Annotated in this window: 11 protein-coding genes; 5 read left to right on the top strand and 6 right to left on the bottom strand. The window is 40.4% G+C overall.

The window, feature by feature from the left end; translation table 11 throughout:
• The first annotated feature begins 28 nt into the window (after positions 1-28).
• From uvrA to GD630_RS07765, 3 genes are all read left to right on the top strand, one after another.
• On the top strand, positions 29-2,854 hold the full coding sequence (gene uvrA / locus GD630_RS07775) for an excinuclease ABC subunit UvrA (RefSeq protein WP_029425935.1): 2,826 nt from the start codon (positions 29-31) through the stop codon (positions 2,852-2,854).
• Positions 2,855-2,910: 56 nt separating this feature from the next.
• Complete coding sequence (ybaK, locus tag GD630_RS07770) at positions 2,911-3,390, top strand: Cys-tRNA(Pro) deacylase (protein ID WP_007761220.1); 480 nt, start codon at positions 2,911-2,913, stop codon at positions 3,388-3,390.
• Positions 3,391-3,488: 98 nt separating this feature from the next.
• Positions 3,489-5,048 carry a peptide MFS transporter gene (locus GD630_RS07765; RefSeq protein ID WP_143866817.1) on the top strand — a complete coding sequence of 520 codons (1,560 nt, stop codon included), beginning with the start codon at positions 3,489-3,491 and terminating at the stop codon, positions 5,046-5,048.
• 73 nt (positions 5,049-5,121) lie between these two features.
• On the opposite strand, the gene GD630_RS07760 is transcribed toward GD630_RS07765, so the two are convergent.
• Entirely contained in the window at positions 5,122-5,619 is a 498-nt protein-coding gene (locus tag GD630_RS07760; protein WP_143866815.1) for a GNAT family N-acetyltransferase, read from the bottom strand.
• Between the two features lie 163 nt (positions 5,620-5,782).
• Here GD630_RS07760 and GD630_RS07755 point away from each other — a divergent pair, with 163 nt between their 5' ends.
• Both GD630_RS07755 and GD630_RS07750 read left to right on the top strand, forming a co-directional pair.
• Entirely contained in the window at positions 5,783-6,109 is a 327-nt protein-coding gene (locus GD630_RS07755) for a PadR family transcriptional regulator (protein WP_143866813.1), read from the top strand.
• Between the two features lie 21 nt (positions 6,110-6,130).
• Positions 6,131-7,228 (top strand): PspC domain-containing protein, encoded by a 1,098-nt coding sequence (locus GD630_RS07750; RefSeq protein WP_143866811.1) that lies wholly within the window; start codon positions 6,131-6,133, stop codon positions 7,226-7,228.
• Between the two features lie 346 nt (positions 7,229-7,574).
• Here GD630_RS07750 and GD630_RS07745 read toward each other — a convergent pair whose 3' ends face one another.
• The 5 genes from GD630_RS07745 to mobV form a co-directional block, all read right to left on the bottom strand.
• Positions 7,575-9,311, bottom strand: a complete 1,737-nt coding sequence (locus GD630_RS07745; protein WP_143866809.1) for a DUF262 domain-containing protein — start codon at positions 9,309-9,311, stop codon at positions 7,575-7,577.
• A 9-nt stretch (positions 9,312-9,320) separates the two neighbouring features.
• Complete coding sequence (locus GD630_RS07740) at positions 9,321-9,821, bottom strand: 3'-5' exonuclease (protein ID WP_022164119.1); 501 nt, start codon at positions 9,819-9,821, stop codon at positions 9,321-9,323.
• Positions 9,822-9,848: 27 nt separating this feature from the next.
• Entirely contained in the window at positions 9,849-11,297 is a 1,449-nt protein-coding gene (locus GD630_RS07735) for a hypothetical protein (protein ID WP_143866807.1), read from the bottom strand.
• Positions 11,298-11,388: 91 nt separating this feature from the next.
• Positions 11,389-11,733 (bottom strand): WD40/YVTN/BNR-like repeat-containing protein, encoded by a 345-nt coding sequence (locus GD630_RS07730; protein WP_143866805.1) that lies wholly within the window; start codon positions 11,731-11,733, stop codon positions 11,389-11,391.
• A 323-nt stretch (positions 11,734-12,056) separates the two neighbouring features.
• Positions 12,057-13,364, bottom strand: a complete 1,308-nt coding sequence (mobV, locus tag GD630_RS07725) for a MobV family relaxase (protein ID WP_143866803.1) — start codon at positions 13,362-13,364, stop codon at positions 12,057-12,059.
• Positions 13,365-13,520 lie beyond the last annotated feature (156 nt).

Below are 13,520 nucleotides of genomic sequence, written 5' to 3'. Positions count from 1 at the left end.
TTTTGCAGCATTTATGAAGGATATGAATATGCAGGAAACAGAATATATTAATGTGTACGGTGCGCGCGTGCACAATTTGAAGGATATTGACGCCGAGATTCCCCGTAACAGTCTGACTGTCATCACCGGATTGAGCGGCAGTGGGAAATCTTCTTTAGCTTTCGATACGATTTTTGCAGAAGGGCAGCGCCGCTATATTGAGACCTTTTCAGCGTATGCCCGCAATTTTCTGGGTAATCTGGAGCGTCCGGATGTCGACAAAATCACAGGTTTGAGCCCAGTGATTTCCATTGAGCAGAAAACGACGAACAAGAATCCCCGTTCTACGGTGGGTACGACGACTGAGATCTATGACTACCTCCGTCTGCTATATGCCCGTGCCGGAGTAGCTTATTCGTATTTGTCCGGCGAGGAAATGGTGAAATACACCGAAGAACAGATTCTGGACTTGATCCTGAAAGACTATAAAGGAAGGAAGATCTATTTGCTTGCCCCGCTGGTTCGTGCACGTAAAGGACATTACAGGGAACTGTTCGAGCAGGTGCGAAAAAAAGGATATTTATATGTCCGGGTGGATGGTGAAGTGCGTGAAGTAACGCATGGAATGAAGCTCGACCGTTATAAGAATCACGATGTGGAAGTGGTGATTGATAAACTGGTGGTGACCGAAAAAGACGACCGGCGGCTGAAACAAAGTGTGGCGACTGCCATGCGTCAGGGAGACGGTTTGATGATGATTTTAGATGCCCAGTCGGAAAGTATCCGTCATTATAGTAAACGTCTTATGTGTCCTGTGACAGGACTTTCTTATCGCGAACCTGCCCCGCATAACTTTTCATTCAACTCCCCGCAGGGAGCATGCCCGAAATGTAAAGGGCTGGGCGTTGTCAATCAGATTGACGTGGATAAGGTGATTCCCGACCGTGAACTTTCCATTTATGAGGGGGCAATCGCACCTTTGGGAAAATATAAAAATGCCATGATTTTCTGGCAAATCAGTGCTTTGCTGGAAAAGTACGATGCGTCATTGAAAACTCCGGTCAAGGAATTGCCGGATGATGCCATCGAAGAAGTTCTCTATGGTTCTGATGAACGGATTAAGATCAAAAGTTCGTTGATTGGTACTTCCTCCGACTATTTTGTTACCTATGAAGGTGTTGTGAAGTACATCCAGATGTTGCAGGAGAAAGACGCATCCGCAACAGCGCAGAAATGGGCGGAACAATTTGCTAAAACCACTGTTTGCCCCGAATGTAAGGGAGCCCGTTTGAATAAGGAGGCATTGCATTTCCGTATCCATGATAAGAATATCAATGAGCTGGCGAATATGGATATCAACGAGTTGTACGACTGGTTGATGAAGGTGGATGAATTTCTTTCCGACAAGCAGAAAAAGATATCAGTGGAGATTTTGAAAGAAATTCGTACACGTTTGAAGTTCCTGTTAGATGTAGGGTTGGACTATCTTGCCTTAAACCGTAGTTCCGTTAGTCTGTCCGGAGGAGAAAGCCAGCGTATCCGTTTGGCCACTCAGATCGGTTCGCAGTTGGTGAATGTGTTGTATATTCTCGACGAGCCGAGTATCGGTCTGCATCAACGTGATAATTTGCGCCTTATCAATTCTTTGAAAGAACTTCGGGACATCGGTAATTCCGTGATCGTGGTAGAGCATGATAAGGATATGATGCTTGCTGCCGATTATGTCATCGATATGGGACCGAAGGCCGGTCGTCTTGGCGGGGAAGTGGTTTTTGCAGGCACTCCACAAGAGATGCTGAAAACCAGTACAATGACTTCGCAATACTTGAACGGACAGATGAAGATAGAAGTTCCAGCCAAACGCCGAAAAGGAAACGGAAAGTCTATCTTGTTGAAAGGAGCGAAAGGAAATAATCTGAAAAATGTAGATGTGGAGTTCCCGTTAGGCAAACTGATTTGCGTAACAGGAGTATCGGGAAGTGGAAAATCCACCTTGATTAATGAAACCTTGCAACCGATTCTTTCACAGAAATTCTACCGTTCTTTGCAAGATCCTTTAGAGTACGATTCTATTGAAGGACTGGAATATATAGATAAGGTGGTGGATGTTGACCAGTCTCCGTTGGGACGTACTCCTCGTTCCAACCCGGCTACTTACACAGGCGTATTTTCGGACATTCGTAATTTGTTCGTTGGATTGCCGGAGGCTAAGATTCGTGGTTACAAGCCGGGACGTTTCTCCTTCAATGTAGCGGGCGGGCGTTGCGAAGCGTGTTCGGGAAACGGTTATAAGACGATTGAAATGAACTTCCTTCCGGATGTATATGTGCCCTGTGAAGTATGTCATGGCAAACGTTACAACCGTGAGACGTTGGAAGTCCGTTTTAAGGGGAAATCCATTGCCGATGTGCTGGATATGACAATCAATCGTGCTGTGGAATTCTTTGAAAATGTTCCGCAGATTCTCAATAAAATTAAAGTTTTGCAAGATGTCGGATTGGGCTATATTAAGTTAGGTCAATCTTCTACCACTCTTTCCGGTGGCGAGAGCCAGCGTGTGAAACTGGCTACGGAACTGTCGAAGAGGGATACGGGCAAAACACTTTATATTTTGGATGAGCCGACTACCGGACTTCATTTTGAGGATATACGGGTGCTGATGGGAGTATTGAACAAACTAGTCGATAAAGGTAATACAGTTATCGTTATCGAGCATAATCTGGACGTTATTAAAATGGCGGATTATATCATCGATATGGGGCCGGAAGGTGGTAAAGGCGGGGGAGAACTCCTTAGTTGCGGGACACCCGAAGAAGTTGCGAAGAGCTCTAAAGGATATACACCTAAGTTTCTTCGCCAAGAATTAGGACTTTGACTTTGCAAAGAATGGTGACCTTGATGATCTGAATAATAAATGCCAATTTATAGAAGATGAAAATCAATAAAACAAATGCTGCCCGCTTGTTGGATAAAGCAAAGATAACATATGAGTTAATCCCATATGAGGTAGATGAGAATGATTTAAGTGCCGTGCATGTGGCAGCCAGTTTGGGTGAGAATATTGAACAAGTATTCAAGACGCTTGTTTTGCACGGTGATAAGAGCGGATATTTTGTATGTGTTATTCCGGGAGAGCACGAAGTCGATTTGAAATTGGCGGCTAAGGCTTCCGGCAATAAGAAATGCGACCTGATACCTATGAAAGAGCTATTGCCGCTTACAGGATATATCCGTGGCGGTTGTTCCCCTATTGGTATGAAGAAGCATTTTCCGACCTATATTCATGAGACTTGCCGGAAATTCCCGTATATTTATGTAAGTGCCGGCACAAGAGGACTTCAAATAAAAATAGCTCCGGACGATTTGATTCGTGAATCCGGAGCGGAAACTTGTCGTTTGTTTGAAGACTAGTTTTACAAATTATTTGTGCAAAAACTCAGGAAAAAGTATATATTTGCAAGAAATATTTATTTAATTCAATCAATTATTAATTCTAAAAACTTATATCTATGTTCAGTAAACACCCTAAAGGTCTGATTGCTGCGGCTTTAGCTAATATGGGAGAGCGTTTTGGCTTCTATATTATGATGGCGATTTTGACGTTATTTATTTCAGCGAAATTCGGATTGTCCGAGACGACTACCGGATACATCTATTCCGCATTTTACGCATCCATTTATATTTTGGCTTTAGCGGGAGGTGTTATTGCTGATAAGACGAAAAATTTCAAAGGCACTATTTTGGTGGGATTAATACTGATGGCTGTCGGTTATTTGATTATTGCCATTCCTACTCCGACTCCGGTTCCTAATATGGCTCTTTATTTGGGGCTGACTTGTTTCGGACTTTTAGTGATTGCTTTTGGTAACGGATTGTTTAAAGGAAACCTGCAAGCCCTGGTAGGTCAGATGTATGATGATCCTAAATATTCAAATCTTCGTGATGCCGGTTTCCAGATATTTTATATGTTTATTAATATCGGTGCTGTTTTTGCACCGTTTATTGCTATCGGTGTGCGTAACTGGTGGTTGAAAGTGAATAACTTTGATTATGATGCCACTTTGCCGGAGTTATGTCATCAATATTTGGAAAAAGGAAAAGATATGGCTCCACAGGCTATGGAAAATCTGACTACGTTAGCTAACAGTGTTGTCTTGGATAAAACTCCTGTAACGGATATGGGCGTATTTGTGAATAATTATCTTGATGTATTTAATCGCGGTTTCCAATATGCCTTTATGGCTGCTATCGGTGCTATGATTATTTCGTTGATTATTTATATGGCAAATAAGAAGCGCTTCCCGGATCCGGCAACGAAAGCAAAAACAGATAAAGGAACTGCAACTGTGAATAAAGAGGAAATCCAGATGAGTGCTACTGAAATCAAACAGCGTATCTATGCTCTGTTTGCAGTATTTGGCGTTGTTATTTTCTTCTGGCTGTCTTTCCATCAGAACGGTTATTCGTTGACTTATTTTGCACGTGATTATGTGGATTTAAGTGTTATTAATATCGATTTGGGCTTTACACAGATCAAAGGTGCTGAGATATTTCAAAGCGTTAATCCGTTCTTTGTTGTATTCCTGACTCCGTTTATCATGTGGATGTTCGGTTCGATGAAGAAGAACGGTAAAGAACCATCTACTCCGATGAAGATCGCTATCGGTATGGGTATTGCTGCATTAGCGTATGTATTCTTGATGGTATTCTCTTTTACATTGCCTTCAAAAGAAGTGTTGGGCACTATGAGTGCTGCTGAAATCAATGCTATCCGTGTTACTCCATGGATTATGATCGGCCTGTATTTCATTCTTACGGTTGCCGAACTGTTTATCTCTCCTCTGGGATTATCATTTGTATCTAAAGTAGCCCCTCCTCATTTGCAAGGATTGATGCAAGGTTGCTGGTTGGCTGCAACAGCTGTGGGTAACTCACTGTTGTTTATCGGTGGTATTCTTTATACAACTGTTCCTATTTGGGCTTGTTGGTTGGTATTTGTAGGAGCAACAGGTGCTTCCATGATTGTAATGCTTTCAATGGTAAAATGGCTGGAACGTGTAGCGAAATAAAATCTTGCCATTAACTAAATAAACAAAATGCCCCGGAACAAGTATCATAAATGTTCCGGGGCATTTTTGTATATCAAATATCCAGTCCCATAATATAATCATTCATATAATACCCGTTACCAATCGGGAAATCACCTTCCCGCAACTTTCTCATTCCCATGTGCTCGTAAAACAGCAAAGCCTTATTATTACGATTTACGTTGAGCTCCATCAAACAAGGTTCCGGGTGTATCTCCTTGATACACTTAATTGCTTCCTTGAATAAAAAACTGCCGCAATGCGTGCCCTGAAAACGGGGGAGGACATATATCTTCTGAAGATGAAATACATCTTTCTCCTGTTGTTGAATGGAAACGTATCCGCATGGTTCATTCTCCTTATAAGCAATGGAGTACACATGTCCTTCTTCCTCCATTTGTTTGCGCACATTGGAAGGAGTATACATCCAGTCCATCATATAATCCAGTTGTTCGGGAGATAAAATTTCCTTGTAGGTGGCGGGGAACACTTCCTTTGCCATCTTATGAATAAGCTCGCAATCGGCTACTGTTGCTTTTCGAATTGTAAACATATCTATTATCCATTCTTGGTTTAATGGGCACAAATATAGCCATTATTTCTTTTTATAATAAGGTGGAAAGTCTCTAATGTTTTAATTATTATTAATTTATAGTACTTTGTAATGCAAGGTACTAAAGTAATGCATATATTTGTGCGTCTAAAAGAAGTACATAATGAAAGTAAACAATGTAAAATCACAGATGAGAAAAGGCATGCTTGAATATTGCATCATGCTTTTGCTACACAAGGAACCCTCTTATGCTTCTGATATCATTCAAAAATTGAAAGAAGCCCAGCTGATCGTGGTGGAAGGTACCTTGTATCCATTGCTTACCCGTCTGAAAAATGACGACCTGTTAAGTTATGAATGGGTAGAATCTACTCAAGGACCTCCCCGTAAATACTATAAATTGACCGAACTGGGAGAAGTCTTTTTGGGTGAACTTGAAATTTCCTGGAAAGAACTCAATGAAACAGTGAATCATATTGCCAATAGATAATCCGAAAAAGAAGAAATAAAAATGAAAAAGACATTGACCATAAATTTAGGAGGAATTGTCTATCATATAGATGATGATGCCTACCGATTGTTAGACAATTATCTGTCTAACCTCAAACATTACTTTCGTAAACAGGAGGGTGCGGAAGAGATCGTAAACGATATTGAGATGCGTATTGCCGAACTGTTTGCCGAGAAAGTAAATGGAGGAAAACAGGTCATCACAGTTTTAGATGTAGAAGAAATCATCGCCCGCGTAGGCAAACCGGAAGACTTTGGAATTGCTGATGAGGATATGGACTCACAGAAAAGAACGGAACAAACATCGTCCGCTAATCAAGGCAGTACACAAGCTTCTGCTCAACGTAGCTGGTTCCGTGATCCGGATAATAAATTGTTGGGAGGTGTAGCGGCAGGATTGGCAGCTTACTTTGGTTGGGACGTTACATTGGTGCGTATACTGATGATTATCCTGGTGTTTGTACCTTATTGCCCGATGATTATACTTTATATTATCGGATGGATTGTTATTCCAGAAGCCCGTACTGCCGCAGAAAAATTGAGTATGCGTGGAGAAGCAGTGACCATTGAAAATATTGGAAAAACAGTGACAGACGGTTTCGAACGCGTAGCGGACGGAGTCAATAACTATATGAATTCCGGTAAACCTCGTACCTTTCTTCAAAAAATAGGTGATGTATTTGTTTCCATTGCTGCTGTTCTCTTTAAAATATTTCTGGTAGCTCTTGTCATTCTCTGCTGCCCTGTTTTGTTCGTACTGGCTGTTGTACTGGTGGTGCTGGTGTTTGCAGCAATTGCCGTGGCAGTTAGCGGAGGAGCACTGCTTTGCGAGATGCTGCCTGCCATCGACTGGATGCCGGTTGCTTCCGTATCTCTAATGATGACACTGCTGGGTACGATTGCCGGAGTTGCCCTCATCGGTATTCCATTAGGGGCTTTCTTATATACTATCTTGCGGCAATTATTCCATTGGTCACCGATGGGAACAGGCTTGAAATGGTCGCTATTGATTCTATGGATATTGGGTGTAGTCATAATGATTATTAATCTTTCAGCTCTTGGCTGGCAACTGCCTTTGTATGGCTTGCACTGCTCTTAACGAAGTCTCATTCTATTAAAAAAGGATAATATTTATTCTTTTATAAGTAAATGTACCCCGATAGTGTGTCCGGGGTACATTTTTTGTTTACTCTAATTCATCGTAAATCGAGAAATTTTTAGTAATTCTGGAAAACTTCTGTTATTGCCTTATACAAAGGGCTTTGGGAGAATTACCCATTTTTTAGGTAATGACTTGGCAACAGTGCTATATACTGCGTTCTGCCTTGATTTGCTATTCAAGCAACTCGTTGGATACAAATGTACGAAAGATATTGGAACAATAATACAAAAAAGAGAAAAAGCTAGTACCCTTTTGTGAGTACCAGCCTTTTTCTTTAAATATTTTAAATATTATCTAAGTTCCAAATTTCTTTAGCTGCTTGAACAATTTTATTAAATCGTTTTTCTATGCTTGTTTTGTCCCAAACAGGATTATCCTTGTCCGCTACAAATTCAATGACTTCTTTCTGCTGGTTCAATAAATTGTCTTTACCATAAACTTGTAATTTCTGTGGGAAAGAACGGTTTCCTAATGAGCTATTTTGACTTCCTGCCATCAACATTAAATTACCTACACAATTTAACCATTCCCCGGAAACAATACCCTCACTTGGATTTTCATTGTCTTCATAGACACCATAGCCATTTTCTAAGGGATTAGGCTGTGTCTGTGGCGCAATATGTTCTATGCTTTCGTTAGATATGACATCTCCAAAAGATATTTTGGGAGTGGGATAATTGTTATTACATAAATACTGTTCATATCTCCACAATAAGTAATTATCTACGCGATTTCCATAAAACCAACCGCTTTTTAAATGATTGTACATTTCTGTATCACTCCAATATCCCCACCACCAGTCATTTTTAAGTTTCCATATAATATTATCAATCATTTTATTAAAACTTGAATTGTCGCTTGCGCTCGGCAACACGTTTTGCAAGCGACTTGTTATATCAGCTCGTCCGCCTCTTATTAATGACCTAAATGTAAGATTTTCCATTAGCCTGATAAGGCGCATGAAAACATCATCATCTACATCCGACAATTTTGCTTTGATGAGTATTGGATAAGCATATGCCATATTGTTTAAGTTCTTCAAATTCGCTGTGTAAAAAGAATTGTCTTGCTCTATTTGTCGAATAAGGCAAAATGCTTTGGATAATCCATTAACAAAATATTTGATTTTTTGAACCTGTTTCTCTTGTGAAACTGCTTTTATCCATGCTTTTACCTCACGAATAACATTTTCGCTATAATAACCTTTTGTACCTACAGCTCTCCAATAATAGTTCAGAACATTATCTTCTTCCACCGTAACAAGAACTATGTTATGATAGATTTCCTCAAAAGCCTTTTCTACATAGACTATATCATCTTCATTATTTTGTGATTGATAAATCTGTAACATGAAATATGCTTTGAGTACCTCTAAATTAGTTAACCTTTTTCCTCGGTCATTTTGATAAGCAAATATCTGTGCAGCTTGTAACTTGTTTTTGACAATATAGGTCGTAATTGACGCATTTTCCAAAGAATAAGCCCATGAAAGAAGCTGTTCTATTGAGGCTTTACTTAGTTTTTCCTCAAAATAAGTCAGAGCATTATAAATCGACTTTTTTGATTTGGAAGTCAAGTCCTCTTGAGAAATATTAATATTGTGGTCTATGATTGTATCCGCAAAGAAATTATTGTCATAAGCTACGGTTATAAATTTTTGCCTTGCATGGCGTATATCTTTCAAATAATAGTCGTCAATGTCATCCATCCAATTTTTGATAGTATCGGCTTCTTTCCCGTTCATCCATTCTGTCTCTCTATGTTTCAATGTATTTATAAAAGCTCTGAAAAAGATGATGCAGGTGGTCAAACGTTGTTGTCCGTCAATTACATAAAGCGTATCCCCATCTTGCTCAAATAAGAAATGCCCCAAGTAATAATCACAAACTTCACATTCCTCCAAATCTTCTATGAACTGGATAAATTGTCTTTTCTCCCAAGCATAAGCCCTTTGGTATGCAGGGATGACGAAGCGAATGTTACGCCTTCCGAATAAGGCTTTAATGGTTGTTGATTCCATATAACAATTTTAAATGTTTAATATTTTTATAGCTATTTGAGCGCAAGCTTCTGCGTCTGCCAGCGCATGATGATGGTTTTCTAAATCATACCCGCAATATTGCGCTACAGTTTGTAATTGATGATTAGGCAGCTTCTCTGCCAAAACTTTTCTTGAAGCCTTACAAGTACAATAAAAACAATAATTTGGATAAGGCATCTTGTAGGCTTGAAAGACTGCCTTTAAGCAACTTTCGTCAAAAGGACTGTTATGTGCCACTAATGGTAAACCCTGTATAAGAGGTTCTACCTCAGACCATACTTCGGGAAAATACAAAGCTTCTTTCGTGTCATCTGCTGTCAGCCCATGTACTTGTGTATTCCAATATGAATAAAAATCAGGTATAGGATGAATAAGCCTATAAAACTTATCCACAACTTGATTGTTCCTTACAATTACAACTCCTACACTACAAACACTTGAACGGTGTTGGTTTGCTGTTTCAAAATCAATAGCTGCAAAATTCTTCATCGCTTTTTTATGTATAGAGTCAGGCAGTCAGTGGCAAATTTTCTCAATCCAATATTTAACCCTCTCTGCCACATCATCTGCTTGAACAGATGGAATTTCCTCCAGTATTACATATCCATCTTCTTGCTGTATTTTATCTTCACACCCCATCCTTTTTAATGTATTGCGCAATTTTTCTGTATCGCATTGTCGGTTGGCAAATTGCACAAGCACCTTTCCGCTTTTCTCTTTCTCTATAATGTCCATATAAGGAATACCTTCCTCTTCATTATCATATTCGCAAGCAAGCATATCCCAATACCAAATGAATGTTTTCCAATGGTCATAAGTTCCAACTTTTTCTTTCCATTCCGCAGTACGATGATGTCGGGTTAATAAATCCTTTAATTGTTCTATGCAATCAATGATATATTGCTGCAACTCTTGATTACGATTAAAGGACTCTGCAAAATCATCTTCGGGGATGCTGAAATAAGGTTCAGGTAAATATTGCCACCATAGTCCCTTACTACGTCTTCCACCTTTTTCCCATTTAATGGGTTTGGAGAAATCAGCATCTCCCAAATAAGTTGCTTGGATGTAATAATGCCCTTCATAAAATCCTAAATCAATAGTCCCCGGATTTCCGTTGTTGCTTGTAATACGCAAACTATTGCTTTGATTTAGCAAATCTTCAACTATCCAATTCTCTGCTTCCCATTTTTTGATGGCTTTTTCCCATAATGCACGATTAGGCATATCAGACGATTCCACAGATTGGGTATCTGCATTTTTTGATTGAATAGATTGATTGTCATCTTTGGTTGTCTGCGCAAAAGGATTTTGGGACAATACATTTAAATCAACAACAAGATGTTGCTTGTTATCTATTTGTTTGACATTCCCCTCTTTGGCGTTTCGATAAGCTTCTGAAAAATTGAGTAATGTTGTTTGTTTATGTTCTGAATCGAATTTAAAATCAGCACCATATAGGTCTTTTCTAAAGGCTTCAACCACGCAAAACAGATTTTCCAATAATGGCTCAGGGGTATTGCTTTTACCTCCTCCGTTGATTTCTTTGGATTCTTCCGAACAAGTGTATTCAATGATTTTCTTTACAGCGGTACTGACGGATGCTATGTAACAGGGGGAACAATGCATCGCTACATAAGAAGTTTGAAATTCCAACTGCATTTTCTCCTCATCTGAAAGACTTCCATCTTTTATAACATCATAAAGCGTTTGTAGATACTCCTGATAAATCCGCAGTTTTTCCTCAAAGACTTTTGAAGCTCTTTCTCGTTCAACATCATTGTCACTTTGTCCTCGAAGTAAAATCATAGTGATAATTGCGGTTATGATTACACCGAGAACGGCAGCAAACATTTCATACCATAGTTCTTTCTGTGTAAACAAGCGCAAATAAATAGCAAAAAAACAAGCCAATATAATCAGAACGGCTGTTATGCCTACAATTCTGTTTTGTGTTAGTTTCATATTACTCATGTGTATAAAGATAATAGAAAACCTGCCTTGAATGGTGGCGTTCGATTCCTTTCAAAGCAGGTATATCTATAATAATAGGTGATTATCGCTTATTCCAACTTCTACCTTCATTAGACGAATAATATAGCCCTTTGCTGGTTGTTGCTAAAAGGTAGCGTCCATCAGTACTCAGTTGTTGAAAAGTTCCAGCAGAAGAACCTGTATAACGAGAGTTCCAACTTCTACCTTCGTTTGTAGAATAATAAATTCCTTTTGAAGTACAAGCTAAGAGTTCACTTCCAAACTGAAACAAATCATAGAAAATTCCAGCAGAAGAACTTGTGTAACGAGAATTCCAACTCCGTCCATCATTAGTAGAATACTCGATTGTGTTTTTCTGAGTGTTAATGCGAAGCATTTCACGTCCATAATTAATTAACTGTGCCATACTATTTCCCAATGTCTACCAATACCCAGAAAAGACTTTTATAAAACCACGAAGCGTGGGTACTGTATATCCACGTCTCTGTGATAAGGTGGTAGGAAAACCTTGGAAAAAGAAATGGGAATAACAGCCCCACGCATATACGTGGAGACCATTACGACCTCTCTTGTTTCCTGTGAATCTAAGTTTCCTGCGCTTTTATCACACAAGTAGAAGACATAACGCCTCGATATTTTCAATATGTAATGGAAAGAGTTGCCTCAATCCAATACAAAAGTATGAAAAATCCGTGATATACCATTCTACTATCACGGATTCTTTTTGATTTACAGTTTCATACTCCTATTCTGTCTTGGTTTCGGTATTCCGATAGCTTCTCTAAACTCATTCATTTTCTTTCTGAACCAGTTCACGTGTGAAACCCCGTCTATCTTGAAATCGAATCTACCGTTTTCGTCCTGTCTGATGGAACAGACGGAGTGTCGGGTATCAAAACTTCGGTTAAATTCGGAAGAATAGAGTTCGCCTTTTATCCCGACTTCCTTGAACTCGCACAGTCTTCTGATTATTCCGTCATTGAATCCCAATCGGTCACGCAGGAAGTTTATTATAGGCATCAGCTTCTCCACATACGGGAAATAGCGTCTGACAAAATCCGTAAACTCCGACAGCTTGCGGTGCTGTTGCTCGTAAGCGTTTCTTATCTCCTGTATCTGTTCGGCTTGTTGCCGTTCCCGTTGTCGGGCTTCGTCTTCAAGTTCAAGGATGCGGTCTTGCAAGTCCTCGTTCCTGCGTTCCAACGATTTCATTCTTCCACTTCCGAAAAGAGAACCCACACTGCATGCAAGGGCGGTTGCCGTATCGGTGGCTGCGCTTTTGAGCTTGTCGGTGCGGATTTCCGCTTTTACCTGTTTCAGTTCCTCCTGTGCCTCGGCTTTCTTCTCCTGTAACAGTCTGGTTTCGGTTTCAAGGGTTTCATTTTTCTTTTTCAAGTCCCGATAATACTGCATGGTGGTAGTGTGCCGTGCTTCCGAGCCCCGTACCCCACGTTGCAATCCGTATTTCGTCATCACCCTTGCGTAATTGTCGTGGTAGGCAATCAGGGTCTGACGGTTGAACAGGTCATCGGCACACAAACGGACGGAATTTGTTTTCTTGCGGTACTTGCGCTTACCGTCCGTCTGTTCTTTCTTGGCTTTGCGCCTTTCACCCGTCACGATAGGAACAACGGCTGCGTGGATGTGCGGAGTCTTCTCGTCCATGTGCAGATGGGCGGCAACCACATTGTCTTTGCCGAATGTGGCTTGCAGCCATTGGATGCTGTCGTTGCACCATTCGTCGAGCTTTCCTTTTTCCTGTATGTTCATCATGTCCTCGTGCGTACCCGACAAGACCACCCGAACGACACGGACTTGGTCGTGTGTAATTTTCCGTCTGATGCCTGCTGTGTTCAGCCTGTGGGCAATCGCTTCATCCCTGCCGTGAACGCCATCGGGGTATTCGACAAGCACCCTGTTCAGGTGTGTCCTTGCCGGGTCTGCGTTTTTAGGTATTATCTTTCTCTCTATATGGTCGGACTGCGTGGTGTCCGATGTACCCTTTGCTTTCTTTATGTCCAATGAAAAATATCCCATATTATTCCTGTTTTTGCGGTTATCATTATGTTTCTTCTTTCTGCCTGTGGCATCGGCTCACAGGGTTTATTATGCAAATGAACCATTGCTGCACTCGGCATAATCCAAACGAGTTTGGCTTCTGCTCTCGTTTGCACAGGGTTTCCAAAGGGATTT

It is taken from the genome of Bacteroides zhangwenhongii (genome assembly GCF_009193325.2).
GTDB lineage: Bacteria > Bacteroidota > Bacteroidia > Bacteroidales > Bacteroidaceae > Bacteroides > Bacteroides zhangwenhongii.
This window is presented reverse-complemented; position numbering and strand designations above follow the sequence as displayed.

What these genes read in the sequence shown, in the direction of transcription:
- uvrA (WP_029425935.1), top strand. Translation starts at nt 29, where the DNA reads ATGCAGGAAACAGAATATATTAATGTGTACGGTGCGCGCGTGCACAAT.
- ybaK (WP_007761220.1), top strand. Translation starts at nt 2,911, where the DNA reads ATGAAAATCAATAAAACAAATGCTGCCCGCTTGTTGGATAAAGCAAAG.
- GD630_RS07765 (WP_143866817.1), top strand. Translation starts at nt 3,489, where the DNA reads ATGTTCAGTAAACACCCTAAAGGTCTGATTGCTGCGGCTTTAGCTAAT.
- GD630_RS07760 (WP_143866815.1), bottom strand. Translation starts at nt 5,619, where the DNA reads ATGTTTACAATTCGAAAAGCAACAGTAGCCGATTGCGAGCTTATTCAT.
- GD630_RS07755 (WP_143866813.1), top strand. Translation starts at nt 5,783, where the DNA reads ATGAAAGTAAACAATGTAAAATCACAGATGAGAAAAGGCATGCTTGAA.
- GD630_RS07750 (WP_143866811.1), top strand. Translation starts at nt 6,131, where the DNA reads ATGAAAAAGACATTGACCATAAATTTAGGAGGAATTGTCTATCATATA.
- GD630_RS07745 (WP_143866809.1), bottom strand. Translation starts at nt 9,311, where the DNA reads ATGGAATCAACAACCATTAAAGCCTTATTCGGAAGGCGTAACATTCGC.
- GD630_RS07740 (WP_022164119.1), bottom strand. Translation starts at nt 9,821, where the DNA reads ATGAAGAATTTTGCAGCTATTGATTTTGAAACAGCAAACCAACACCGT.
- GD630_RS07735 (WP_143866807.1), bottom strand. Translation starts at nt 11,297, where the DNA reads ATGAAACTAACACAAAACAGAATTGTAGGCATAACAGCCGTTCTGATT.
- GD630_RS07730 (WP_143866805.1), bottom strand. Translation starts at nt 11,733, where the DNA reads ATGGCACAGTTAATTAATTATGGACGTGAAATGCTTCGCATTAACACT.
- mobV (WP_143866803.1), bottom strand. Translation starts at nt 13,364, where the DNA reads ATGGGATATTTTTCATTGGACATAAAGAAAGCAAAGGGTACATCGGAC.